Here is a 25,597-nt window from a genome sequence, read left to right on the forward strand (position 1 = left end):
TAATTGTATTCCGAGCTTCTTGCGCCATTTGAAATGGTATGTTTATTTACGCGCCATCTGTACTAGTAAACTTAAGCGTATCTGTCCTTTTTACTCCTGCTATTGAGGTTTTGACAATCTGTAGCTTTTGTTTGATCTGGCACAAACCTTGTAGGCTTGAGTTAATCAGTAAAAAAAGCTACTAGATCATATAGTTCCCAATTTGTATCGTTAATGATAAGGACTGGTATGAATTATAGCAAGCTATACAGAGATTTAGAAAATTTTTTATATCATTTTATGTTTTTTTTGTCAAGAAAATATTAAAAATATCTAAATTAATATTTTGTAATCTTTAAAGACAAAATATTTGACGATCGCTTGTCGAAAAGACAACAGTAAGTTAAGAATGGACACCGGAAACTTTAATTGTAAGGATGACTAGGCCACGTTCGTTGTGTAGTTAATGTAAAGTGTTACTAAAAATAAAAAAGTCTTGAGGAGAGCGGCTAACAGATGCCGACAGCGTTTACTGAGATTAATAATGACTTGTAAGTAGGTCAAATTAAATATAAAACCTCATCCTACCTCCGGCTTCCCTCTTTGTGAGTTCGGAGAGGGATTGAGGGTAAGGTTTGATATAGATGTTTAATTACGCCTACCTACTTAAGTAAGTGGGCGCAAATAATCATCACTGGCTCGTAGTTGCGCTAAAGCGCAAGAGGGCGCAACTACGAGCCAAATACAGAGATTTTACTTTTCGTTACATAGTTTGGTTTTATCTTGTCTACCTACTTACAAGCGCGTCAAGGAATTTGGATTGTAACCAGAAAGGGGTTTGAATGCCTGGCATAATATCAGTTTCCCGCACGGATCTAGCCCAGCGTCGTCAGAAATTACGTCGAGAGAGGCAGATGAGAATTATTCAAGCTATTTGGCGAACTTTTGCCATTACCAGTTTTGCGGGTGGATTGCTCTGGCTGGCAGTCCAACCAGTGTGGGTGCTAAAAAGTTCCAAACAAGTAGCGATCAAATCAGGCAATCAGTCCTTGTCGGATGAGACAACTCAATCACTGTTGGTGCTATCTTACCCCCAATCTTTGTGGCGGATTGAACCGGCAGCGATCGCTAACTCTTTGAAGAAACAACCAACTATTGCCGAAGCGATCGTTAGACGCCGCTTGTTTCCTCCTGGATTAAACATCGAAATCCAAGAACGAGTTCCTGTAGCCGTGACTCAAACACCAAGTGGGCAAAATCAAGGACCTAACAAAAAAGTCACAATCGGCTTACTAGATGCAAGCGGGGCCTGGATGCCTTTAGAAAAATATACATCACTTAATCCCACTAAGAAATTACCCAACCTCAGAGTAATTGGATTACCCAAACAATACTGTCTCTATTGGACTCAACTTCATCAAGCTATAAGCCAAAGTCCGGTAAAAGTGATGGAAATTGATTGCCAAAATCCAACGAATTTAATTTTGAAAACAGAACTAGGAAATGTGCATCTCGGCGTTCCAGGCCCCCAAGTGTCTGAACAAATTAAAGTACTCGCCCAAATGCGCCCTTTAACAGCAAAACTCAATTCCGGCCAAATAGAGTATATTGATCTGAAAAATCCCGAATTTCCATTAGTACAAATGAACCAAGAAAAACAAAAATTAACTTCCAAAACCCCTAAAAACATTTAGCGTGTTTAATGTATTGATAGCTCTTAGTAAATTAAGAAGCTTTATGCTGATAAATATATTTATTATTTTCAGTTTTCGAGCAAACCGCACGAAAATCGGCATTAACTTCTAATTAAAATGAGAAAATAAATCCTAAAATCTCTATTACGAGTAAAACACTTTCAATTATGACCCCTAACATCTAATAGTAGGGTGCAAAATGTCCGACAATCTAATGATGGGCGATGGCGTGCAAAACGCCTTCTATTCCAAAAACAGTTTACCTTTATTTTCAATCTGTAAAGGAAAATGCCGCCCAAAGTTGCGTAAGCATTGCTTCTGGGCAATCAGTTTAGACTATTCTGTACTGTAATTCCTATTGGGTTACGAAACCTCTGGAAAAATCTTGATTTGTTGACCACAGTAGTGAGGGTTCTCGTAAGATAGACTATTGCTCAAGCAAAGTGTCCATTAAGACCCCCCAAACAACAAATTAATCAGGTATAGTCTGACAAGTAAATTCTTGCTTACTTCAACCTTAGGGATAAGTAAGTAGAAAGTAAATTTTGTGTCTAAAGTTGCAGTTATCCCCAATGGTGAAATCTATTAACAATATTATTGAGGTAGATAAGATGCGCTATGGTGTGTCTTTACAAGGTCTGCCCTCTACTGAGAATAATCAAGCAAAGAATGTCTCTTTGATGTTACACATCTCAGTTTTAGATAAATATAGGTATACTTCTCTAGAATTGGCTGTGCGATCGGCTGCCCTGAAAGCTTATCCCATAGCAAATTTTCGCACTGCCAATTCTGTTAGGCTTGGCAGTAGTGAAAACAATAAAGAACAATGCCCTAGTATTGTGGCATTGTCAAACTAAAGTTGACTCTTAGGTGAATAACACCTGAAAAAGTCGTTTATCTACCCTTTGACAAATCCAATGACACTTGATAATAACCAAGGACTTAACTATAAAAATTCCCAATCTACGGGACAGCCGGGGTTCTCTCTGGCAGTTAACTCGACCAATCCCTTTAATAATGGGTTGAACTTCGGACAAAATCACGATAGTAAGAAGATTTCTCCGGAAAATAGCCGAATTGGCGAGATTGTTCCTGGCCGGGTTGCCAACATAAAAGTGATTGGTGTAGGTGGTGGCGGTGGCAATGCCGTTAACCGCATGATCGAATCTGATGTCTCTGGGGTAGAGTTTTGGTCAATTAACACTGATGCCCAAGCTCTTACCTTAGCTGGCGCTCCCAGTAGATTGCAAATTGGACAGAAGCTAACGCGGGGTTTAGGAGCCGGTGGTAATCCTGCCATCGGTCAAAAGGCAGCTGAGGAATCACGAGACGAAATTGCTACAGCTTTGGAGGGGGCAGACCTAGTATTTATCACTGCTGGGATGGGGGGTGGCACTGGGACAGGTGCAGCGCCGATAGTGGCAGAAGTAGCAAAAGAAATGGGCGCTCTAACTGTTGGTGTCGTCACACGTCCATTTGTCTTTGAGGGACGCCGCCGTACCAGCCAAGCCGAAGAAGGTATTCAAGGACTAAAAAGTAGAGTAGATACACTGATCATTATCCCCAACAACAAACTGTTGGAAGTGATCCCCGAACAAACACCTGTGCAAGAAGCTTTTCGTTATGCAGATGATGTACTGCGTCAAGGGGTGCAAGGTATTTCTGATATCATTACGATCCCCGGTTTGGTAAACGTTGACTTTGCTGATGTCCGCGCTGTGATGGCAGATGCGGGATCGGCATTGATGGGAATTGGCGTTAGCTCTGGAAAATCTAGAGCCAGAGAAGCTGCGATCGCAGCTATTTCTTCACCTTTACTAGAATGTTCTATTGAAGGTGCTAGAGGCGTTGTATTTAATATTACAGGTGGTACTGACCTGACTTTGCATGAAGTGAATGCAGCCGCAGAAGCAATCTATGAAGTAGTTGATCCCAACGCCAATATTATTTTTGGGGCTGTAATTGATGACAGACTCCAAGGCGAGGTAAGAATTACTGTAATTGCCACCGGATTTACAGGTGAAGTGCAAGCTGCGGTACAACAAACCGTGGCTAACGTTCGAGTAGCACCTAATACCTCGAAGCGACCAACAACACAGCAACCAGCAGTTAATCCCCCAACCTCAACTCCAACTTCAACTCCAACTCCAACTCCAATTCCAGAACCAAAAGAAAAACCTGGATTGGATATACCTGATTTTCTTCAAAAACGACGTACACCACGGAATTAAAAGATTTTGGATTTGAGGTTTTAGATTAAATTAGCAGTCTCAGGTAAGGTTGAGTACTGTATAAAATCTGCTAGTTTCAGGGTTTTACTAAGGGCAGGGGTAAGCAATCTGTTGCCATCCCCGATCTTGCTAATGGGTAAAAAACTCGTTAACGCTACTTTATAAAAATAGAATGAACTTGGGCAGGAGTCTGCTGGCTCACATGTCCAGCTATTCTTTTGGAAAAAATAAAGAAGAATACCTGCCCAACTACAGATGCGAAACTGATAGCCCGTCGTAGTGATCGCTACATCTACCCCCGCGTTTCATTAAACTCATATACAGTAAAAGTAAATACATTTACTTAGAATGGTTTGCGTGGGTAATTCGTCCACACAAGCGTCCGAAGGAAGTCTGTTTCTGGGAAAATATAGCAAGGAGTTCTCATTTGCATGAAGTACATTTTTAAAACTCACTCCCAACCTCTCTCCTTGGCAAGGACAGGAGAGTGTTTATGTAAGCAAAATACTGGGTGAGGTTCAGACTGTATTGCATTCAAGTGAGAACTGCTATAGGACACGAAGCAAAAAATAAATGTAAATTATTTTTTGCTTTTTATTGTCTGTTCAATCCATTCAATAACCTGATGACCAAGGTGAGTCCCATCTAGGCGATCAATCTCACGAATTCCAGTAGGACTAGTGACGTTAACTTCTGTTAGGTAGCCACCAATAACATCAATACCGACAAAAATTAAGCCATCTTGGCGTAAGCGTTCGGCTACTTGGGTACAAATTTCATCCTCTCTTGGGGTGATTTCGGTTTGAGCGACTGTGCCACCAGTAGCCATATTATTGCGAAAATCAGTTCCGCTAGAGAGGCGATTGAGCGCACCAATTGGTTCGCCATTGAGTAGGATAATGCGCTTATCTCCTGCTTTTGCTTCCGGTAAATAGGTTTGCACCATTACAGGCACTCGACCTTGGAGGGTACTGAGTTCGACAATCGAGTTAAAATTGCGATCGCCTGATTGCAAAAATAAAATTCCTTCCCCAGCTTTGTTACCCAGTGGTTTGAGAACCGCAGCTTCCTTTGCTTCGACAAATTGTCGGATAAACTGCTTATCAGCACTGACAATCGTTTCTGGAATCGCTTTAGTAAACTGGAGGGCGTACATTTTTTCATTTGCCCCTCGGATGCCGCTAGGACTATTAATCAGCAGGGTTTTATTTTGGTCAATGTAATCTAGAATGTAAGTGGCATAGAGGTATGAATCATTTACAGGTGGATCTGTCCGCATAAATACGGCGTCCATTGTCTCTAAAGAAGTTAAGCCGGAATCGCTCAACTTATACCAAGGATTCACCGCTACCCAGCGTCCCTCCACCAACTGCACTGGTATAAGTTCGACTCGCTGTAGGACAGCCCAAGCTTTGCTCTGGACTACACTCAGCAAATTTGCCTGAGTCACCCAAACTTCGTGTCCCAGGATTTGCGCTGCTTCAATTAGGGCAACACTGGTATCATGACACGGGTCAAGCAGATGTATGGGATCAATGATAAAAGCCAGTTTCACCCTTTATACCTCAATCACCAAGAAATTAAATGGTTATTCAATTATTATCTCTTGATGCTCTCCCCAATTGACGTATATACAGCAGAATTCAGAATACATAATACAGGATTTAGGAGTAAAACAAGCTTTATACCTGGGTAACAGACTTAGGAATAAGAATTAAATAACATACAATTTATGTCCGACAGCTTACCTCACTCTCAATCCCTCTCCGATATATTGTAGCGACTGCCGTGTGTAGCGGCTTGTCGCAAGCTTCTAGCAATATTTTCTGAAACTACACACTCTTGCTAGAAGTTAGTAGCTCATCTAGCTTCCCTTGACTGTCTAAAGCGTGGATATCATCACAACCACCAATATGATCGTCATTGATGAAAATTTGCGGTAAAGAACGGCGTCCATCTGCTCTTTGAGCCATTTTATTTCTAGCTCTCTCATCTCCATCAATGCTGTATTCAATAAATTCAACTCCCTTGTTCTTCAGCAAACTTTTGGCACGAATGCAAAACGGGCAAGTTCTCCAAGTGTAAATTTCTACTTTTGCGGCCATAAAGTCCTCAAATTGATTTCATGCTTCTTAATTTTAGAACTTTGCCACTGATTGTAGCTGCTCTATCCCGTTTTGACCTGATCTTTAAAAATCGCTAACTGGGTTTACGATGCTTGATGAGAGTGAGTTCACTAGAACCCCATGATTTAAAAATCCCACGGCTATAAGCCGTGGGAGTGTCCAATAAATTAGTAATATAATACTTTAATGTGTGGTTAATAAGTAAATTTTATAGTATTGAGGGAGACACACCTGATCCCATGAGGAGATGCATCTGGTGTCTCCCAGTAAAGCTTCTAGGCGACTGTCATTCAAGCTGATACTAAAGGTTTTTTGTTGGCTACTTTCAGCGCACCCACAGCAAATAGACCAAGGGCAACTACTGTAGTAGGTTCAGGCACTTGTTTAGGTGGTGGTGGTGGGGCTGTGTAGTAAGATGCTTGTCCTTTGAGTTTGCTACTTAGGTTACGATTGCTTCCAGAACCGACGCTCATTAGGCGCACTCCAAAGTTTTGCTGAGAAAACTGAGCCAACGTCAAAGCTTTGGAACTATTGGATAGGGTAAAGATGGTAGATTGAATGTCGCCTTTTCCTTGACCTATTCCTTCCTGACCAATTTCTACTCCAGCATCAAAGAAGCCGCCACCACCGTTTAGATTGTTACTACCGCTACCAACAGAGTTAATTGTTCCAGCAGGTCCAAATTGTTTATTTGTGACATCTGTACCGGCTACTTGCAGACCACTGAGAAGCGTATCGTCTAAAATGTTGAAGAAAATGCCTCGGATGTCAGCAATTGTGTTGTTACCAGTGGATAAATAATCTACTTTAAACTGAACTTTGCCAGACCCTGCTATTGCGTCATCCAAGGTAAACTTCACCTGAGTATCCGCACCGGTGAAGTCATTGATAGTAAAATTCATCGAAGCGGCGTTAGCAGGGGCAAAAACAGAAGATGATATCACAACAGCAGTAGCAGCTAAGAAGGAACGTATTGCTGCGTTGGAAAATGGATGTTTCATGTTATATCAATGTTTGCAAAACAAAATGGTAAGATTCAATTGCTAATCATGGGAATTTTGCTGTTTGCTATCCATGTAAAATTAGATGCATCCAGTGACAGGCTTTTACTACTCTAGAGATTCAATTGGAAGTTGTCTATAATACCAGCCTTAGTTCAAAAAGACTTTATTTTTGGCTTTATATAAGAAAAAACTCAGTACTGCTACTGAGTTTTTTTAAACTAGAAATTATTTGAAAAACAGTATTTACCGATAGTCAACGGCATATTCAATCAGCTGGGCAAGACGCTGACGTAAGGTTTCTAATCCCAAGCGCTGACTCGCAGAAATAAACACCGCTAGGGGGAATTCTTCTCTAGCTAAAGCTAGTGTCTCGCTATTGGCTTGATCAATTTTGTTAAAAACAACCAGCGCTGGGCCTGGAGTTATTGGCATTTGCGCCAAGATTTCTCTAACTGAGCGAATATGGCGTAACCAAGCGGGGTGAGACAAATCGACCAAATGTAGTAGGGCATCGGCTTCTGTGACTTCTTCCAAGGTGGCGCGGAAGGCATCCATTAACGATGGAGGTAGTTCATGTATAAACCCTACCGTATCTGTAATCAGAATTTCTTGAGGTTTATCAGCTTCGCCATGAGGAATTACCAGACGGCGGGTAGTAGGATCGAGAGTGGCAAATAGCTGGTCGGCTGTATAAACTTCTGCATTCGTGAGAGCATTCAGCAAAGTGGACTTGCCAGCGTTAGTATATCCAACCAAAGCCACTGAGGGAACTTCTTGATGCTGTCGTCGCTGCCGTAACCGCGAACGATGCGCCTGTAACTGGGTCACTTCTTTTTGGAGTCGGGAAATGCGCTGCCCAATGGCACGGCGTTCAGTTTCTAGTTTGGTTTCACCAGGTCCACGAGTCCCAATACCACCACCCAATCGGGACATGGTGCGACCTCTACCAGCGAGTCGCGGCTGCATGTATTCTAACTGTGCTAGTTCTACTTGCAATTTACCAGCTCGGGACTGAGCGCGTTGAGCAAAGATATCCAAAATTACTTCGGTACGGTCAACCACCCGGATACCAATTTGCATTTCTAAGTTGCGGACTTGGGAGGGTGAGAGGTCGCGGTCGAAGACGACGAGATTAACTCCTAGTGTTTGGGCGGTTAGGGCAATTTCTTGGACTTTACCTTCGCCAACTACTGTCTGAGGATGAATGCGCGATCGCTTTTGTTGTATTGTCTGTAATACATCTCCCCCAGCTGTATCAACTAAACGTGCCAATTCTACTAGGGTGTCTTGGAATTGTAGGGGAGTTATTTCACTGGTCATCAGCCCGACAATTAGGACGCGATCGTGGTCAGAATCTACTTCCTGGGCGACAAATTCCCGTTGAAATTCTGCTTCCAGGTTTTCTACCAAGTCTACTAAATCCTGGTCTGCCAGTTCATCCAAGCTCAGAGGTGGCGAGATATTCCAACTTGGGGATTGGATTTGTTTACAGTGAGCGAAGCCGAATTGGTTTTCCTCTAGTTTGACAACAGCAGGACTAGGAATCAGAGTGCGAGACTCTTGGGGTGTCAGATGAGCTAGATAAGCTTCTTTGACATACCCAGTCGCACCACCTCCCCGTCGTGTAAATCCCGTTCCGGTAATGTTTAGGACAACTAGGGCATCTAAGCGTTGCAGTGCCATAGCCGTGAGTGCCGCCTCATTTGGCGGTTCTGCTTTAAGATGGGTGGCAATGCAACGAATACCACTGAGTCGTTCTGCACCATAGCGGGGCAATTCCATCAGTGGTATTTGGGTTTGACGCGGTGTGCCTACCCCGACGCGAATCACTTGTCCGCGACGGTTGATGTAGGCGCACACAGGCTGATTGACTTCTGTGCTAATTGCTGCCAGACGCTGGGAGAACTCGGATGTGGTGATGCGATCGCCCGGTATACGCTGGTGATACAGCCGCTGTAGTTGTTTAAGCTGGCTGGACTTCAGACCTTGGAGATTTCCAAAAATAGTTTCTATAGGCGTTTATGACCAGTTAAATGGCCCCCCGAATCCTTATATGTCTATTTTATAACAGGGTTTAGGCTCCTATATCTCTCCTTTTAGGGATGCGTTGTCAATGGGAGCATCCGGTCAGGTGCAAAAACCTTGATAGCCCTCATCCCCTAACCCCGAATCCCATCATTGATAGAAGCATATAAAAAAGTTGCAGCAGTATGAACAGGTATTTACTATAGCAATACAACAGCAGTATCCTGTTGGTGAAGCAAAGCGTCATAAACTGCTGCAAGAACAGCAAACACTTAAGTTTAAAAGATGAAGATATTGCTCCAATTGAAGCTAGAATTACGGCTGAGGTTGAAGCTTATCTACAAAAATTACAGCAGTATGAACAAGCATTTATAAAAACACACCAACTCTAGCTAACACTAATAATCCCGCAGTAACTTCCTCAGTTCCATCAAATTCAAAACCTTTGCCAGCAACAGTATTGCTGGACTTCTCCCAACTAAAACGCTTTGGTGTCTCTGTTTTACCAGAAGATGCACCAAGTCTATGTACACCTGTCACACAACCGCCAGTTACTCAACCACCCGACGACAGCAGTTCAACTTAGTCAAATACTCAATACAACTACAGGCTTGAGTAGTGTATAATTTCAATTATTTTATTAATCACCTCTGTTAATTTTTCAAGTTTTATTTTACCTGCTTGATATAAAACAATTTGTTTGTCGGCAGTAAAAATACGATTTGGTCTGATATTACTTGGCTGATTTAATCGACCGGAGCTAAAATCACTGTTATCTAGTTGAATAGCATAGATATCGGCAATAGATTGGCTAGTAATTTGGCAAATAATCAGGTCATTTGCCTGAAGAGTAGCAATAACTAAAGCAGGTCTGCATTTTGTTTCAGTTAAGTCTTAAAATGGAAATGGAACAATAACGACATCTCCTTTTATAAATCCTGCCATGCTGAATCTTCCTCTGGAGTTAACTAATCTTTTTGCAGTAATAATTCACTCAGAATGGTGATTTCTAAAATTTTCTTTTTCTGGTATTTGGCTTGTGAGAATTGAATAAAATCTAAAATTTCTTGTAACAGAGGCTCAGGTAATTTTTCTAGTTCTTGTGTAATCTGTTTATTAAGCATAATTGTCTCCTTTTGTGTTTCGGCAATATCTAAAATAATATTTATTATATCGGCTTCTGAATAAAAATATAAAACCAAACAAATTCTACATCTGGAAAATTTTATATGAGATAGCAATAGCGATCGCCACTAATCACCATACTTATCATACTTGCGATCGGCGTGCTAATCTATCAAGTCCTGCTCACTAGAGGATTCTGACTAAAAATATTATTATGACTTACGCATTAAGTACGAAATATAGGGGCAATTCATGAATTGCCCCTACGGAAAATCAAGGCTTTCACTGCCTTTTTGCGTCAGTTTTGATTCTGTTAAATTTGTACCTTATGAATGAGCCTCTTCAACCTATAGCAGGAGTGTCATTTTCAGTTAAGCAGCTAATATGAATAACTAGGAAATCCAATTGCAGTATATCTGCCTTTCAAATTATGGACTGGAAGTACAAGTGGAAAAATGGCTATCGACCAAGCCGAGATGAAGCGGCAAAAAACCGTCATTTGTTAGATGAGAGTCAGTTCGATAACGAGCAAGATCGAAAGCTAGCTGAAGAATCTGCTAGGAAGCATTTGGGCATATCGGCACCAACTTTAGACGAATATCAGTCAATACTACCTCATTAGCTTTGCCTAACGAAAAGGCTTAATAACACCATTTCCAAAAATATTTGCAACAAATTGATTGTAGGGGCGTATATATAATCATTGGTGTCAACAAAAGTCTAGAAATGGTTTATCTGTTGGCTTTCTCACCCGCCCTGAACTGAAGTTTATGGCTCATAGCTCAAGTCTACTGAAGTAGACTAAAGATTTTTGGGGAGGGAGATTTAGTCATTAAGAGATGACTTGAGCCATAAGAGAAGTAACTAAAGTTGCTTGCAAGACAACGCTTTCACGTTAAGTTGACACGTATGATATATAATATGCCCCCTCCGGATGTATCTGGAACAGGAATTTGGTGAAATAATATAACGCTTGGGCATTTTTTGCTTATCTTCTGCTCCGCACTATCATAAAGTAAGACAACATGGAAATTTATCAACTTTTCAACCGATTAAACAATCGGAAATTTACTAAGTTATTCACTCAAACAGTAGCTTTAGGTATAGGTGCTATTGTTTTACTTTCAAGTACTAATGCTAATGCTGCCGAGCAAGTTTTTTTAAAATATGGTGATTTTCAAGGGCAAATATCCGTTCAAGAATTAACTCAGTTTACAGAAACTGGCAAAACTACCCCGACGTTAAGGGCTTATTTACAAGCGGCGCAACAAGACCCCGCAGTAGCTCGTAAGGCATTGAAAGCTTCGATAAAAGCCAATCCTGCCTTTTTAAATAGCTTACTGTCTAGCTGGGCAGGGCCAGTTTTGGTTAACCAAATTGGTGAGGTGGTTCACCCTCCTGGAGGACAATTAAATCAGCAGGCGCTGCAAAGTGCTTTAAGTGCATCTATTCAACAAAATGGTGAAGTTACACTGCTTGGAGCGATTCAGAATTATCCAACTAGTTCTGTTGAACTTCAAGGAGATCGTCTCATCTCTGTTTATGAACGCCTAAGTAATCTTGCACAGCTATTGTGAGGGTTAGGTCATCAGATGATTGGTTTAGCGTCTCAATAGCGGTGAATTTTAGTCACGATCGCAATAAAGTTAATACTGATGAGTCTATCTTAGGGTTCATGCCCTGTTACCTAGAAATTCCCTAACCTAAATGTAGAGTTGAGTCTAAGAATAGGGAAAAGATTTGTATGACAAGCGATGTTTCTAAAGAGATTAAGAAGGATGTTAATGGGTCACTGATAAGTGGCGTTATTTTGAGTATCCTGGGGGTTATTGCGATCGCAGCGCCTAGTCTCTCGACCTTATTTACCGAGACTTGGATTGCGGTGATTTTGATTTTCGCCGGATTTACAAAACTAGTTTATGCAACTCAATCCCGCCACCAAGGAGGTTTTATCTGGAAACTTCTATTGAGCGGACTTTATATTGCAACTGGCATAATGCTGTTTGTTTATCCTTTTACAGGTATTCTCACACTTACTCTGTTGCTTGGCAGCTTTTTACTAGCTGAAGGCACATTCGAGTTAATTTTGGCATTCAGGTTACGTCCGCAAGAAAATTGGACGTGGATTCTAGGTAATGGGATTATTACGCTGGTTTTAGGGGCAATGATTTGGTTCCAGTGGCCCTTCAATGGGCCCTGGCTTTTGGGTACACTAGTTGGTGTCAGCGTTATTTTCACTGGAATTTCCCGCGTAATGCTGTCATTGAATGCGCGTTCTACCTTAAATCCTACTAATGAAGCTACAAATCCTACTTAGTAGATAGGGAATGGGGAATGGGGAATAGCAATTACCAATGTCCAACGCCCCATCTTCAGTAGTGATTTACTAATATATTGCAGCAGCGTAGGCGCAGCCCGCCGCAGGCATCGCTCTGATATTATTGCTAAATTAGCTAAGGAAATCAAAATCGAGGCCAGCTAGCTGCAATAAACAATGGTATCTATTGCTACTCCCTTCTCGGATATTCAAAACCATTGGGCGCGGTTATTTATTACAGCCTTAGCTCAACGTGGTATTGTCAATGGGTTGCCTAACGGTACTTATCGCCCCGATAACTCTGTTACCCGCGCTGAATTTGCTGCTATCATCGCCAACGCATTTGGGACAGTTTCCAAGAAACGGCAATATGTCCCCTTTGTTGATTTACCCACTAATTATTGGGCAGCAGCCGCCATTCAAGCAGCTTACGAAAAAGCATTTCTTAGCGGGTTTCCTGATAAAAGTTTCCGTTTTGCTAACCGAATTACTAGGGTAGAAGTTTTAGTTTCCTTGGTAGGAGGCTTAGAAATTGCCACCAAGGTAAAACCTGACCTCCTCTTACAACTCCCACAAATTTATCAAGATTCTGTTCAGATTCCTGAGTATGGTAGAAATCAGGTAGCTATTGCCACCAGCGCTGGATTAGTGGTTAGTTTTCCAAATATCAAATTACTCAATCCTAATCTCGCAGCCACCCGTGCAGATGTGGCAGTGATTATTTATCAAGCTTTAGTGTATTTAGGTCAGGTAGAAAAAATTGCCTCTAGTTACCTAGTGCAGCCGCCAATACCAACGCCGATACCCACACCAACACCAACGCCGACACCCGCACCTATCGGTAGCGCTAGGGTAAATCATAGTCGGGAATTCCGGGGGGCGTGGGTAGCATCTGTGTGGAATAGTAATTGGCCTTCCAAGTCAGGACTTTCTGTTGCCGAACAAAAAGCTGAACTCAGCGAGATTATTAGTAAATTACAAGCGCTAAACTTCAATGCTCTTATCTTCCAGGTGCGACCGGAGGGAGATGCTTTATATGAATCTAAATTAGAGCCTTGGAGTGCTTGGATTACAGGAACTCAGGGTCAAGCACCAGAACCATTTTACGATCCTTTAGCGTTTGCGATCGCAGAATGTCATAAGCGCAATATTGAACTCCATGCTTGGTTCAACCCCTACCGCGCCAGCACTTCCACCGACCCAGCTAAAACAGTCCGTCCCCACATAGCAGTTACCAATCCAGAAAGCGTTTATTTGTGGAAAACTCAACGCTGGATGGACCCAGGACTGAAAATAGTTCAAGACAGAGCTTACAACGTAATTCTCGATGTAGTGAAGCGCTACGATGTTGATGGCATTCACTTAGATGATTATTTCTATCCATATCCCATTGACGGACAACCTTTCCCCGATGATAGAACCTATGCTGCATATAAGGCAGCCGGTGGGATATTCAGCCTTGGCGACTGGCGACGAGACAATGTTAACAGAATGGTACAGCGCCTCTGGCTGGGAATTAAAGCAACTAAACCTGACGTTAAATTTGGTATTAGTCCCTTTGGGATTTATCGCCCCGGACAACCCACTGGTATTACTGGGTTGGATGCTTACAACGTGCTGTATGCAGACTCAAAGAAATGGCTAGCAGAAGGCTGGATTGATTATATCGCGCCTCAACTTTACTGGCGAACAGATCAACCACAACAAAGTTATTCCGCCCTGCTAAAGTGGTGGACAGAGGTAAACACAAAGCAAAGACACGTTTACGCTGGTAACAATCTGACAGAACCAAGCAACAAGAGTCGGGAGAGTGATGAGATTGAAAAGCAGGTGAAAATTAGTCGTAGCCAAGCTGGACATTTGTCACTGGGGAATATCTTCTTTAATATCGGTGTTTTGACAGAAAATAGTCAGGGCATAGCTGATAAATTCCAAAGTTTGCTTTATAACAAACCTGCGCTACCTCCTACTTTGTCTTGGCAGGATACGACACCGCCGCCTTTGCCTATTCAACTACAAGTCAATAACCGCAAACTGAGTTGGCAGCCCGGAGATAATCAGCCTGTTCGCTCCTGGACACTTTATCGACAAACTGGCGATACTTGGACAATTCAACGAATTTTGTCTGCTGGCACAACCTTCGCTACCGTCCAACAAGCGGGAACCTATGCCGTATGTGCGGTGGATAGATTGGCGAATGAGAGTGTAGGAACAGTTATTACAGTGAGTTGAATAAAAGTGCTGTCTATGAGTGCGTAGGCGCAGCCCGTCGTAAACATCGCTGCGGCGAGCAATGCGATCGCTGTTATGCTGTTGTGTAGTATGAGTGCGATCGATCTTTATAGCAACCGCCAAGGCGGTTTGAGCATAAACTGGAAATAGTCCCCTTCCTTCTCCTGCTCGCGCGCGATCGCTGTACATATGCCCAAACCCTACAGTTACGACCTTCGTCAAAAGGTCATCCAAGCCATCGAACTTGATGGCTTAAAGAAAAGCGAAGCAAGTCTTTTATTCAATATCAGTCGCAACACCATAAACTTAGGGAGCAATGCGACTCTCCGTTACAGGCGACTTCCAAGCCTTGCCCAATAAGCCTCCTGGTAATGGTCATAAAATCACCAACTGGGAAAAATTCCGTGAGTTTGCTTCATCTCATGGGGATAAAACCCAAGTTGAGATGGCAAAACTCTGGGAGGAGCAGATTAGCGATGCCTTCGGCGAGCTACGCTAACGCACGATCTCACGGGCATTGCAGAAAATTGGCTTCACTCGAAAAAAAAGACTTATGGCTACCGTGAGCGCGACGAAGGCAAACGAGAGGCTTTTGTAGCACAGTTGTCCACCCTAGCCACAGAGAAAATTGTCTATCTTGATGAGTCTGGGATGGATAACCGAGATCAATATGATTATGCTTGGAATGAGAAAGGGCAACGCTTCTATGCACTTAAGTCAGGCCGTCGTGAGGGTCGGGTGAACATGATTGCAGCGCTGTGTAACCAAAAGCTCATAGCGCCTTTCACGGTTGAGGGGGCATGTAATCGAACCGTCTTCGAGACAAGGCTTGTAACTTGTTTGCTTCCAAAACTCAAGCCGGGGCAGGTTGTGGTGATGGATAATGCCACATTCCATAAAGGTGGGCGTATTCAAGAACTGATTCAAAGTGCGGGGTGTGAACTACTGTACCTACCGCCTTATTCTCCAGACCTTAACAACATTGAGAAATGCTGGTCTTGGTTAAAAAGTCGAATCCGCAAAAAACTAGCGCAGTTTGATTGTTTACGAAATGCCATTGAGCACGTCTTACATTTTGCGTCCTAACCACCTTGGCGGTTGCTATAAATACTAGTGCAAAGTAATCAACCTGAACCAGTTAAGTCCGATTGGATAGTCAGCCTTTTAGGAAGAGTTAAAGCTCTGGAAGTAAATCCCCATGAAGAAGCATTAACCTCCATTCTGGTTGAGCAAGCTTTGGAAAATGCCAAACGCACTGCTACCAATCCTGGTATATCACTGGCAGCAGCTTTTGATCTGATTGTAGCTGCTGAGTACTATACAAAACTAACCAATAAAGGATGGCTTTATTGTCCAGTAAATAATATTCCTCTATTAATTTACCCATACACTAATGCTTGCCCAAGATGTGTTTTACAAGGTAATTTTTACTATCATCAGGCAAACAAATTACCATCTGGAACTATTGGCAAAACTACAAGTCGTTTGCTGTGTGTATTTCTAAAGCATTTATTTAAAATTAATTCGAGGAATTTAAAAATTTATCATGGTACTGAACCCGTTGATGTAATAATTCATGATGAAAAAGAGAGTGTAGTCTTACTTGCAGAAGTAAAACCCGCACCATTGGCAACACTTGCTCTAGCAGCGAAGGTTGAGGTACAAACCGAGATGGGAGAAAATGGAGAACCAATACCTTGTTCGCACTCTCCTACAGACAATTCCTTTCTGACATCATCTAACTTGCATATAATTCTGCCCAAGTTAGAAGAAGATTCCTGGAACTATGAACTTGTGGATTTAGGAGTAAAAGCAAGCCATAGTTCTCCGACATGGGCATACGAACAAATTGGCAGAAGTTTTGGCCTGGATAATCAACTATTTTATCGATATTTTCAGTTTTGGAATATTGCCTATTCTGCGTATAATAAAGCAGCACGAGGTAGGGGAACTATACCTGAACCTGTTTATTGGTTAACAAATGCTTGTGGACAACCTACTCCTAGACCTTTGACTTGGCCAGTGAGAAAGAGTGGTGATGGGTACGAATCCGTCTCTGATGGTAAATCTAGCGTAGGAATGGACAGAACTGATGATATTAAAAAAGGAATTTATCAAGTCTTAAAAATTGCTGCTACAGGAAAGCCAAAACATAGTCAAATGGCAGTAAAAACTGCTTTGCTGTCTAACATTCATGCTGTGCGTCACTATAATGATTACCTGCTCGAACTTCAGGATGTTATATGGACACTAGATGAAACAGGAAAAGCGAAAAAAGTTGCAGACTTGCCGCCTGAAAAAGAGATTTACAATCTTTTTGATGGTATAATCACCTTCACCCAAAGCCATGTGAGAGATGACTGGATTTCAGAAAATTTCCAATTTTAATAGTCCGTCCAAATTGGTTGCAAATCACATTGCTAGACGGGTTGGTTCAGATGTACAAAAGCGGATCGATGCTTTAAAAATTGGGCAAAAAATGCAGGATTTGCCTGAAGAACTTTGGCACGATAGCTTTAAATTTTATCTCAAGGACGATCCAAATCGTCAAGGCGGCCCAAATTTAAGAATAATTCGTCTTGACCCAGATAAACCCTCGTTAACAGTGACGGGGTACATTTTCAATAAATTCGTCCATCCATATAAAAACCGATTTATTACTGTGCGAGAGGCAGCGCGTTTACAAGGTTTTCCTGACAATATAAAATTCGAGGGAAGCCTAACAAGTACTCAGCTTCAGGTAGGTAATGCTGTACCTGTACCGCTTGCAGAAGCTGTGTTTAAATCTTTAGTTCAGCAAGCAAACTCACTAGGATTTGAAAATCGTTCCCTCAAAGCTTTCAGCCTATTTAGCGGCGCAGGAGGTATGGATATTGGTGCTTATCTTACAGGTAGTATAGAAACTAAGCTAGCTCTCGATAGTTGGTCAGATGCTTGTGCAACACTGCGTGGTTTTTTTGGTGGTCATATTTGCGTTTTGGAAAATGATATTTCCACTGTAGAAAACCCGTTAAGTCTATGGCAAAAGTTTTCCGGTGAAGTTGAGAAACCAGATATTGTATTTGGAGGGCCACCCTGCCAAGCCTTCAGTCAGGCAGGTAAACAAAAAGGTTTTCAGGATGATCGAGGCGGTATTATTTATGAATTTTTACGTTTTGTCGAGTACTTGTACCCGCCCTTTTTCGTTATGGAGAATGTATCTAATCTCAAAGGAATTGCAGGTGGCACACTATACCAGCAAATTTGGGACAAGATGGCGAATTTGGGTTACAACATCTCAGTCGGTGTACTTTTAGCTGCTGATTTCGGTACTCCCCAGTTAAGGCGGCGATTATTTTTTCTTGGTTGCCGAAAAGACATTGGTAGTATTAGCTTACCTTTATCTACTCATAGTCCTAAACTTGAATTATTTGGGCTACTACCCTACGTAACTGTTGGTAAGGCTTTTGTTGAGTTGCCAGAAGCAGAGTTCAGCCGTTAATTTTCTAATCAAAAGCTTGACAAGAAAGACTCTAAAGGGATTGAGCTACAGTCAACTAGCTGTATCATTATTACTCACATATTGACTGACTCAGGCAGATCATCGACTTTGGGCGGTGGAATCATCGGTATCCCAGCATCACCAAACTTTGTCCATGATAACTTGATGCAAAATTAGGGATTCACCTTTCGGTAGATTTAGAGGGAATCATCAAAACTGTATATTTGGATGGAGGTAACACATAATTTGCCACAAAACCTCATGCCAAATCAGTAATTTCCATATCAACAGATTAAATATTGATTGAATTCTAGTTAATTTGTTCCTTAAGTTCCTCATAAGCCATGACATCCCCTGAGCCTCAAACTGATTATGGAGACAAAACTCCACAAACCTCATTTGAGCCACCTTCTGGAAAACGGCGGTGGCTTTGGTTTTTAGTTGGACTACTATTGTTAGGGGGCGGACTTTGGTTAACCAAAATAAAACTAGATTAATCTATGGCATCAATAGCCGGGAAAGTTGCAATTATTACTGGTGCATCGCGGGGAATTGGACGAGCGATTGCACTAAAGTTAGCTGGTAATGGCGCATCTATTGTCGTTAACTATGCGGGTAATGCAGGCAAAGCACAAGAAGTTGTTGCAGAAATTGAAAAGTTGGGAGTACAGGCAATTGCCGTCCAAGCTGATATTAGCAAAATACCCGACATCAAAAGGTTATTTGAGCAAACACTTGAGCGCTTCGGTAAAGTGGATATTTTGATCAACAACGCCGGAATCGCCTTCTATAAACCAATTACTCAGGTGAGTGAAGAAGATTTTGACACGATTTTTGCCATTAACGTCAAAGGCACTTTTTTTGCTTGTCAACAAGCCGCGCAACACATGGCAAAAGGGGGACGGATTATTAACTTTTCCTCATCAACTACGGCGATGATGCTGCCAACTTATAGTGCTTATGTAGCAACCAAGGGTGCTGTTGAACAAATTACACGGGTACTAGCTAAAGAATTGGGTGCAAAGGCGATCGCAGTTAATGCTATTTCTCCTGGCCCCACCGATACAGAACTGTTTCGAGAAGGCAAAACACAAGAACAGATAGATCGTTTAGCCCAAATGGCTGCGTTTGGCAAACTGGGACAAGTGCAAGAAATTGCCGACGTAGTAGCATTCCTCGCTAGCGACGAAGCTAGGTGGATCACTGGGCAAAATATCCGTGTAAACGGTGGAATCGCGTGAGGCGATCAAAGCTTTCCTCATGAATGTGATATTAAACCTCAGCCAATAATGTGAGCATTACTAGTCCTGTTAGGGTAGGGTTATTTCATTTTCATCTAAATATCTCTGTGTGATTGAGTGAGTTTTTTAGATGGGGCAAGGGAAAAGAAAGGATAGGTTTGTTTTTGTCAGTCGAAACAATGGCATTGTTAAGTAGGTAGGCAAGATAAAACCAAACTATGTAACGAAAAGTAAAATCTCTATATTTGGCTCGTAGTTGCGCTAAAGCGCAAGAGGGCGCAACTACGAGCCAGTGATGATTATTTGCGCCCACTTACTTAGTCGATACAATTGAATATTGGACAAATACGTTCAGGGAGTGAAAGTGTTCTCAATGCGACGGTCAGGAATAAGCCACATAACTGCAACCAGAACGTATACTATACAGGCAAACCATGAGTTCACAAAGGCAAGTGGAATTGCCACTGCATAGAACACCAGCGATATTTTTCCTTTGAAATCTTAGCCCACTGCGATCGCTAATGTCGAATCCCTACCGTGGTGATAAATGAGGGCGCGGGTAAGGATGAAGTAAGCGATCGCTTACCATCTGGCGTAGCCAATCACAGTTTGTTATGCTATATTAAACGTAGTCGTTATGAGTTCGTATATTTTCATGACTAATCCCACAGTAGAAAACTTGGTAATTATCGGTTCTGGCCCAGCAGGGTACACATCTGCTATTTATGCCGGACGCGCTAACCTGAAACCCGTTGTATTTGAAGGTTTCCAAGCCGGGGGATTACCTGGTGGGCAACTAATGACAACGACGGAAGTTGAGAACTTTCCGGGGTTTCCCCAAGGGATTACTGGGCCAGAACTGATGGATCAGATGAAGGCTCAGGCGGAGCGCTGGGGGGCTGAACTATATACTGAAGATGTTATATCAGTTGACTTGAGTCAGCGTCCATTTACAGTGCGATCGCAAGAAAGAGAAATTAAAACCAACAGCATTGTGATTGCTACGGGTGCAACAGCGAAGCGTTTGGGTTTACCCAACGAACACGAATTTTGGAGTCGGGGTATCTCTGCTTGTGCAATTTGCGATGGTGCGACACCGATTTTTCACGGCGCAGAATTGGCTGTAATTGGTGCTGGCGACTCGGCGGCGGAAGAGTCAATTTACCTCACTAAGTATGGTTCCAAGGTAAATATGTTGGTACGCACCGATAAAATGCGGGCTTCTAAAGCTATGCAAGATCGGGTTTTGAGTAACCCGAAAATCCAAGTGCATTGGAACACAGAAGCCGTGGATATCTTCGGTAACGGTCACATGGAAGGGGTGAAAGTCCGCAATACCAAAACTGGTGAAGAGAGCAAACTGCACGCTAAGGGTTTATTCTACGCCGTTGGTCACAGTCCCAACACCTCTCTATTTAAGGGGCAGTTAGAACTGGATGAATTAGGTTACGTTGTCACTAAGCCCGGTTCTGTAGAAACCAGTGTAGAGGGCGTTTTTGCTGCTGGCGACGTGCAAGATCATGAGTTTCGGCAAGCAATTACGGCTGCGGGTACTGGCTGTATGGCGGCGATGTTGGCAGAACGTTGGTTGTCGTTCACTGGCTTGATTCAAGAATTCCATCAACAGCCAGAAACAGCCGTTAATGAATTAGAACATCAGCCAGCTAAAAAGACTGAAGCCGAGGAAGAAGCTGGATTTAACTTGGATGAGACACGCCATCAGGGAGGTTATGCTTTACGGAAATTGTTCCATGAAAGCGATCGCTTACTCCTTGTTAAATACGTCTCTCCTGGTTGTGGCCCTTGTCATACCCTGAAGCCGATTTTAAATAAAGTGGTGGATGAATTTGAAAGCATTATTCACTTTGTAGAAATTGACATCGACAAAGACCGAGATATTGCTGAAAATGCTGGTGTGACAGGAACGCCAACAGTTCAATTGTTCAAAAATAAGGAACTGGTGAAGGAAGTCAAAGGTGTGAAGCAAAAGAGCGAATACCGCCAGTTGATTGAAAGTAATCTTTAAAAACTGGAGGTTTCAAAGCCTCTCTCCGAAACGGAGAGAGGTTTGGAAGTGGGGTTTGGAGTAGACTTCACAACTTTTTAAACAACCTCTTAATTTGTATTTGGCTCGTAGTTGCGCTAAAGCGCAAGACAGCGCAACTACGAGCCAGTGATGATTATTTGCGCCCACTTACTTAGCTCTGTATCCACTGCGAAGTAGTCGGACTTTTATTCAGGATGGTTTACGCAATCGCCTATCTGATATGTAAAATAGTCAGCGTATCAAGCTTTACTCCAGGCGATCGCTCTATGGCCATTACAAAACGACGACTACCGACATTTTTAGAGTTTGGGAAAACTTCCAATCTTTCGCAAAAACTCATGCTCATCGGGTTAGCCATTACCCTATTTTTCATCTTCCTGGCATTCTTTGCTCCCGTATTCCAGGCTTGGGGATGGCTGCAAAACCCGAAAGATTTTCTCTCTAATCCAATTCACGAGCCACCGTCAGCTAAACATTGGTTTGGTACTAGTCGTCTGGGCTATGATGTATTCTCGCGGACATTGTTCGGCGCTCAAGCCGCTTTGCAGGTGGTGATTTTGGCAACAGCGCTGAGTATGATTATCGGTGTGCCTTTGGGGATGCTGAGTGGTTATCTCGGCGGGAAGTTGGATAAAGTGTTGCTGTTTATTATGGATAGCATCTACACTCTACCAGGGCTACTGCTGTCTGTGACGCTGGCGTTTGTGGTGGGGCGGGGGATATTAAATGCAGCGATCGCTATTAGTATTGCTTACATTCCCCAATATTACCGCGTTGTTCGCAACCACACCGTGAGCGTGAAAACTGAAGTGTTCATCGAAGCTGCTCAAGCAATGGGCGCTTCCACTTGGGTTGTGCTTTCTCGTTATCTATTTTTCAACGTCATTCAAAGCGTACCTGTCCTATTCACACTCAATGCTGCTGATGCGATTTTGGTGTTGGGCGGTTTGGGCTTTTTGGGGCTGGGGCTTCCCGAAGAAGTGGCAGAATGGGGACATGATTTAAAACAAGCCTTAGAAGCTCTACCTACTGGCATTTGGTGGACTACGTTATTCCCTGGTTTAACTATGACATTCATGGTGGTAGGGTTATCACTACTTGGTGAAGGGTTAAATGAATTTGTCAATCCCCGCTTACGAAGAGAAAATAGAATCCGAAAGTAGTCATTGGTCATTAGTTTTAAACAAAGGACAAATGACAAATGACAAATAAACAATAGAGAGATTTGTATGAAAGATAATCTAACGTTAATTGCTGCCGCTACTGGCGGGTTTATCCTTTCCGTTGCTCTTGCTGGTATCTTAAGAGGTGCGCCAATTACAGCTTGGCAAGAGCAATCGAGTGTTCGTACTATGACTGTTGCTAATTTACGACTCGCACCCACTAGGACAGAAAATTTAGAATATTTTCGTGCCAAATCCTAAAACCCTAAGTACACATTTGCCTAAAATCCTGACGAATTGTTGATTTTGAACTCGATAAATAGAGAATAGGGAATAGGTAATAACTGTTCACCAATTACCAATGCCCAATGCCCAATGCACAATGACAAATGACAAATGACAAATGACAAAATTCAAGTAATTGGCATTGATGTGGGGGGAACGGCAATTAAGCTGGGGCGCTTTGCAGCTGATGGTACTTGTCTCTTCTCTTTAACTGTGGCATCTCCCCAACCGACAACGCCGGAGGCTGTGCTGGCGGTGATGGTAGATGCGATCGCTCAAATTGATCCAGATAATCAAGCTGTTGCTATTGGTGTTGGAACTCCTGGCCCATCTGATGCCGCAGGACGCATTGCTAAAATCGCCATTAACTTACCTGGATGGCGCGATGTGCCTTTAGCAGACTGGTTAGAAGCTAAAACTGGCAAACCGACTGCGATCGCTAATGATGCTAATTGCGCTCTTTTGGGAGAAGCTTGGCAAGGAGCCGGTCGCCATTTTCAAAATCTGATTCTGCTAACTTTAGGTACTGGGGTTGGTGGCGCAATTATCCTTGATGGCAAACTATTTGTTGGACATCAAGGAGCCGCCGGCGAATTAGGTTTAATTTCATTAAATCCTGATGGCCCAATTTGTAATAGTGGCAATCAAGGCTCTTTAGAACAATATGCCTGTGCTACTGCAATTCGCCGTCGCACTCTCAAGGAACCCGCCGAATTGGGTTTTCTTGCCCAACAAGGAGATGCCGCAGCCTTGACTTTTTGGCAACAATATGGTATATATTTGGGAATTGGTTTAACGAGTTTGATTTATGTACTCACACCGCAAGCGATCGTCATTGGTGGCGGTATCAGTGGCAGCTTTGAGTTTTTCTTACCAGGTGTGAAAGCAGAAATTGAGAAGCGAGTTCAGCCTTTATCACGGGTAGATTTACAAATATTGCCAGCCGAGTTAGGTAATTTTGCAGGGATAGTAGGTGCAGCAAAGTTGGCATGGCAACGCTATTCGGAATGTTAGCTAAGACAATAAAGTTGCCCCACGTCTCATCCGTCAGGGGAGTGTGGGGCAACTTTATGACAGACGGATGTAGAGACGCGAAATTTCGCGTCTCTACAAGGTTTTGGATAGTACAAACAAGCTTAACAAAATCAAATTGACAGACTAAGCTGTTGGACATTTAACTTGCATATTACCTAAAAGTAAAACTATTGTGGGGTGGGCATCTTGCCCGCCCTGGTTATGCAAATTAAAAGTGCATTAGCTTACTAGGTTTAGCTCCTATACGAGATTGGCAACGTTCCCCTTCGCAGCAAAGGCATCTATTAAAGGGATGCCCGGATTAAAGAGACCGTTTCCTTTGGACAGATATACTTCAACATCACGAATACCATCCACCGATGTACCTTTTTCTTGGCGGATGAAGTCGCTTAAGCCGTCGCCATTAAAGTCAATTTTATTCTGCATTGCTGTTTTTCTTGATTAAGACACTACCAAAGTTGCACATAGTAATATTGCAAGATAAAGCTAAGTAAGTGGGCGTAAATAATCATCACTGGCTCGTAGTTGCGCTTTAGCGCTAAAGCGCAACTACGAGCCAAATATAGAGATTTTACTTTTCGTTACATAATTTGGTTTTATCTTGCCTACCTACTTATAGCAATCCATTTTATTTTTAAAAAAGTCTAAGTATATTTAGGGGCGTTACGTTTTATTAACACACCCTGCGTCTATTTCAGAAATCAAATAGGAGTCCTATATGTATAATTACGGCTGAGTTTTAGGAATTATGCAATTGGTTACAAACTTTTACATTAAGTAAATCGCAAACTTTCGGAAACTGACAAGAAAATAGGGGTTTGTCCGATCGCTAGTCAGGAGTTAAATAGCATTCGTTTAAAAGCGATCGCTATTTTTGCAGATTAACAATATTCAGGATTTTAAATTATGGTTTAAACAATTCCAGCTAGAGACATCAGTCTTTACAAATTAGAAGAAAAATTTGGTTTGCAACTTGCTACAAACACCAACTTCTTTACATAGACAGAAATACCAACTCTGACTGATGGTGAAAAGCAAGCGATGTCTGACGACAAGCCGTTACACGTCTACGCACGAGTAAAAAGCAACTATTTAAACTTAAGTCGCTATATTACTAATTAAGATTAAGACAAAGAATATCCTGTTGCTTTCTTAACGTATTTCACAACTTTTTCATAAGATTCAGGATTACTCATAGGGTTGATGATGATGGGGATAGTGCCATCTGGCAACCAAAAAGTTATCCTGCCATTCGGTTCATGACAAAAGGAACTGATGCAGTTGAGATTAATTACATATTCATTGTTTTCGTAATGGATTTTTACCCAGTGGGCATGATCTAATTCCCATCCAATCACACATTCTAAATAATAAAGGATCTTTTGATAATCTTCCAAGTTGCTTTGGGGGTTAATCACTATCGAAATGGCACTATCGGGTAACCAAAAAGTAACCCTGCCGTTTAGTTCATAACAAAAAGCATGGACTCGTTCAAAATTAACTACATATTCTCTCCTTTCGTAAAGGATTTTCACCCAGTACGCCACAACATCTCCCCAAGTCCGAAATTTACGAATGATGCACCCTGTATATCCAAGTCTACTGAAGCCTT

22 protein-coding genes and 2 pseudogenes are annotated in these 25,597 nt (G+C 42.3%); 15 read left to right on the forward strand and 9 right to left on the reverse strand.

Translation table 11 applies throughout. The features are described 5' to 3' along the window. Nucleotides 1-821 precede the first annotated feature (821 nt). The 3 genes from V7K32_RS13375 to ftsZ all read left to right on the forward strand — a co-directional run bounded on the left by V7K32_RS13375 (nt 822) and on the right by ftsZ (nt 3,904). Complete coding sequence (locus V7K32_RS13375) at nt 822-1,673, forward strand: cell division protein FtsQ/DivIB (protein ID WP_334993897.1); 852 nt, start codon at nt 822-824, stop codon at nt 1,671-1,673. 572 nt (nt 1,674-2,245) lie between these two features. Continuing rightward, nucleotides 2,246-2,530: a hypothetical protein gene (locus tag V7K32_RS13380; protein ID WP_334993899.1), complete on the forward strand. Its 285-nt coding sequence runs from the start codon at nt 2,246-2,248 to the stop codon at nt 2,528-2,530. A 60-nt stretch (nt 2,531-2,590) separates the two neighbouring features. After that, the gene (gene ftsZ / locus V7K32_RS13385; protein WP_334993901.1) at nt 2,591-3,904 is read left to right on the forward strand and encodes a cell division protein FtsZ; all 1,314 of its coding nucleotides are present in this window, start codon (nt 2,591-2,593) and stop codon (nt 3,902-3,904) included. 580 nt (nt 3,905-4,484) lie between these two features. On the opposite strand, the gene gshB is transcribed toward ftsZ, so the two are convergent. From gshB to V7K32_RS13420, 7 genes and pseudogenes are all read right to left on the reverse strand, one after another. Beyond that, nucleotides 4,485-5,459: a glutathione synthase gene (gshB, locus tag V7K32_RS13390; protein ID WP_334993903.1), complete on the reverse strand. Its 975-nt coding sequence runs from the start codon at nt 5,457-5,459 to the stop codon at nt 4,485-4,487. Nucleotides 5,460-5,736: 277 nt separating this feature from the next. Continuing rightward, a complete protein-coding gene (gene grxC, locus V7K32_RS13395; RefSeq protein ID WP_334993905.1) occupies nt 5,737-6,009 on the reverse strand; it encodes a glutaredoxin 3 in 273 nt (90 codons plus the stop codon). 311 nt (nt 6,010-6,320) lie between these two features. Then, complete coding sequence (locus V7K32_RS13400; protein ID WP_334993907.1) at nt 6,321-7,031, reverse strand: hypothetical protein; 711 nt, start codon at nt 7,029-7,031, stop codon at nt 6,321-6,323. Nucleotides 7,032-7,277: 246 nt separating this feature from the next. After that, complete coding sequence (gene hflX, locus V7K32_RS13405; protein WP_334993957.1) at nt 7,278-9,047, reverse strand: GTPase HflX; 1,770 nt, start codon at nt 9,045-9,047, stop codon at nt 7,278-7,280. Nucleotides 9,048-9,428: 381 nt separating this feature from the next. Then, entirely contained in the window at nt 9,429-9,599 is a 171-nt protein-coding gene (locus V7K32_RS13410) for a hypothetical protein (RefSeq protein WP_334993909.1), read from the reverse strand. Nucleotides 9,600-9,662: 63 nt separating this feature from the next. Then, nucleotides 9,663-9,929: pseudogene (locus V7K32_RS13415) on the reverse strand (type II toxin-antitoxin system PemK/MazF family toxin); the annotation flags it as partial. Nucleotides 9,930-10,027: 98 nt separating this feature from the next. Continuing rightward, on the reverse strand, nt 10,028-10,261 hold the full coding sequence (locus V7K32_RS13420) for a DUF2281 domain-containing protein (RefSeq protein ID WP_334993911.1): 234 nt from the start codon (nt 10,259-10,261) through the stop codon (nt 10,028-10,030). A 353-nt stretch (nt 10,262-10,614) separates the two neighbouring features. Between V7K32_RS13420 and V7K32_RS13425 the strand changes: the two genes are divergently transcribed. The 12 genes and pseudogenes from V7K32_RS13425 to V7K32_RS13480 all read left to right on the forward strand — a co-directional run bounded on the left by V7K32_RS13425 (nt 10,615) and on the right by V7K32_RS13480 (nt 23,964). Further along, nucleotides 10,615-10,806, forward strand: coding sequence for a bromodomain-containing protein (locus tag V7K32_RS13425; RefSeq protein WP_334993913.1), 192 nt, complete (start codon nt 10,615-10,617; stop codon nt 10,804-10,806). A 403-nt stretch (nt 10,807-11,209) separates the two neighbouring features. After that, on the forward strand, nt 11,210-11,761 hold the full coding sequence (locus V7K32_RS13430; protein ID WP_334993914.1) for an alpha/beta hydrolase: 552 nt from the start codon (nt 11,210-11,212) through the stop codon (nt 11,759-11,761). A 167-nt stretch (nt 11,762-11,928) separates the two neighbouring features. Then, the gene (locus V7K32_RS13435) at nt 11,929-12,501 is read left to right on the forward strand and encodes an HdeD family acid-resistance protein (protein WP_334993916.1); all 573 of its coding nucleotides are present in this window, start codon (nt 11,929-11,931) and stop codon (nt 12,499-12,501) included. Between the two features lie 177 nt (nt 12,502-12,678). After that, on the forward strand, nt 12,679-14,733 hold the full coding sequence (locus V7K32_RS13440; protein WP_334993918.1) for a glycoside hydrolase family 10 protein: 2,055 nt from the start codon (nt 12,679-12,681) through the stop codon (nt 14,731-14,733). Between the two features lie 189 nt (nt 14,734-14,922). Then, nucleotides 14,923-15,819: pseudogene (locus V7K32_RS13445) on the forward strand (IS630 family transposase). Nucleotides 15,820-15,846: 27 nt separating this feature from the next. Then, complete coding sequence (locus V7K32_RS13450; RefSeq protein WP_334993920.1) at nt 15,847-17,121, forward strand: hypothetical protein; 1,275 nt, start codon at nt 15,847-15,849, stop codon at nt 17,119-17,121. Then, complete coding sequence (dcm, locus tag V7K32_RS13455) at nt 17,090-18,214, forward strand: DNA (cytosine-5-)-methyltransferase (RefSeq protein WP_334993922.1); 1,125 nt, start codon at nt 17,090-17,092, stop codon at nt 18,212-18,214. The genes V7K32_RS13450 and dcm overlap by 32 nt, the downstream gene beginning before the upstream one ends. 500 nt (nt 18,215-18,714) lie before the next feature. Next, entirely contained in the window at nt 18,715-19,455 is a 741-nt protein-coding gene (locus tag V7K32_RS13460; RefSeq protein ID WP_334993924.1) for an SDR family oxidoreductase, read from the forward strand. Between the two features lie 655 nt (nt 19,456-20,110). Next, nucleotides 20,111-21,481, forward strand: a complete 1,371-nt coding sequence (trxB, locus tag V7K32_RS13465; protein ID WP_334993959.1) for a thioredoxin-disulfide reductase — start codon at nt 20,111-20,113, stop codon at nt 21,479-21,481. 287 nt (nt 21,482-21,768) lie between these two features. After that, a complete protein-coding gene (locus V7K32_RS13470) occupies nt 21,769-22,665 on the forward strand; it encodes an ABC transporter permease (protein WP_334993961.1) in 897 nt (298 codons plus the stop codon). 66 nt (nt 22,666-22,731) lie between these two features. Then, complete coding sequence (locus V7K32_RS13475) at nt 22,732-22,926, forward strand: hypothetical protein (protein ID WP_334993926.1); 195 nt, start codon at nt 22,732-22,734, stop codon at nt 22,924-22,926. A gap of 135 nt (nt 22,927-23,061) precedes the next feature. After that, on the forward strand, nt 23,062-23,964 hold the full coding sequence (locus V7K32_RS13480; RefSeq protein ID WP_334993928.1) for an ROK family protein: 903 nt from the start codon (nt 23,062-23,064) through the stop codon (nt 23,962-23,964). Nucleotides 23,965-24,225: 261 nt separating this feature from the next. Here the strand turns inward: V7K32_RS13480 and V7K32_RS13485 are convergent, their stop codons facing one another. Beyond that, complete coding sequence (locus V7K32_RS13485; RefSeq protein ID WP_334993930.1) at nt 24,226-24,411, reverse strand: hypothetical protein; 186 nt, start codon at nt 24,409-24,411, stop codon at nt 24,226-24,228. Nucleotides 24,412-25,109: 698 nt separating this feature from the next. Beyond that, on the reverse strand, nt 25,110-25,532 hold the full coding sequence (locus V7K32_RS13490) for a hypothetical protein (protein ID WP_334993932.1): 423 nt from the start codon (nt 25,530-25,532) through the stop codon (nt 25,110-25,112). Nucleotides 25,533-25,597: the final 65 nt, after the last annotated feature.

Origin of the sequence: Nostoc sp., from assembly GCF_036917635.1 — a bacterium.
Lineage (GTDB): Bacteria > Cyanobacteriota > Cyanobacteriia > Cyanobacteriales > Nostocaceae > Nostoc.

Excerpts from the sequence above, each read along its gene's own strand:
- V7K32_RS13470 (WP_334993961.1), top strand. The coding sequence starts at position 21,769 with ATGGCCATTACAAAACGACGACTACCGACATTTTTAGAGTTTGGGAAA.
- V7K32_RS13440 (WP_334993918.1), top strand. The coding sequence starts at position 12,679 with ATGGTATCTATTGCTACTCCCTTCTCGGATATTCAAAACCATTGGGCG.
- V7K32_RS13480 (WP_334993928.1), top strand. The coding sequence starts at position 23,062 with ATGACAAATGACAAAATTCAAGTAATTGGCATTGATGTGGGGGGAACG.
- ftsZ (WP_334993901.1), top strand. The coding sequence starts at position 2,591 with ATGACACTTGATAATAACCAAGGACTTAACTATAAAAATTCCCAATCT.
- V7K32_RS13435 (WP_334993916.1), top strand. The coding sequence starts at position 11,929 with ATGACAAGCGATGTTTCTAAAGAGATTAAGAAGGATGTTAATGGGTCA.
- V7K32_RS13400 (WP_334993907.1), bottom strand. The coding sequence starts at position 7,031 with ATGAAACATCCATTTTCCAACGCAGCAATACGTTCCTTCTTAGCTGCT.
- V7K32_RS13485 (WP_334993930.1), bottom strand. The coding sequence starts at position 24,411 with ATGCAGAATAAAATTGACTTTAATGGCGACGGCTTAAGCGACTTCATC.
- V7K32_RS13475 (WP_334993926.1), top strand. The coding sequence starts at position 22,732 with ATGAAAGATAATCTAACGTTAATTGCTGCCGCTACTGGCGGGTTTATC.
- dcm (WP_334993922.1), top strand. The coding sequence starts at position 17,090 with ATGACTGGATTTCAGAAAATTTCCAATTTTAATAGTCCGTCCAAATTG.
- grxC (WP_334993905.1), bottom strand. The coding sequence starts at position 6,009 with ATGGCCGCAAAAGTAGAAATTTACACTTGGAGAACTTGCCCGTTTTGC.
- V7K32_RS13425 (WP_334993913.1), top strand. The coding sequence starts at position 10,615 with ATGGACTGGAAGTACAAGTGGAAAAATGGCTATCGACCAAGCCGAGAT.
- V7K32_RS13380 (WP_334993899.1), top strand. The coding sequence starts at position 2,246 with ATGGTGAAATCTATTAACAATATTATTGAGGTAGATAAGATGCGCTAT.
- V7K32_RS13375 (WP_334993897.1), top strand. The coding sequence starts at position 822 with ATGCCTGGCATAATATCAGTTTCCCGCACGGATCTAGCCCAGCGTCGT.
- V7K32_RS13460 (WP_334993924.1), top strand. The coding sequence starts at position 18,715 with ATGGCATCAATAGCCGGGAAAGTTGCAATTATTACTGGTGCATCGCGG.
- V7K32_RS13430 (WP_334993914.1), top strand. The coding sequence starts at position 11,210 with ATGGAAATTTATCAACTTTTCAACCGATTAAACAATCGGAAATTTACT.
- trxB (WP_334993959.1), top strand. The coding sequence starts at position 20,111 with ATGACTAATCCCACAGTAGAAAACTTGGTAATTATCGGTTCTGGCCCA.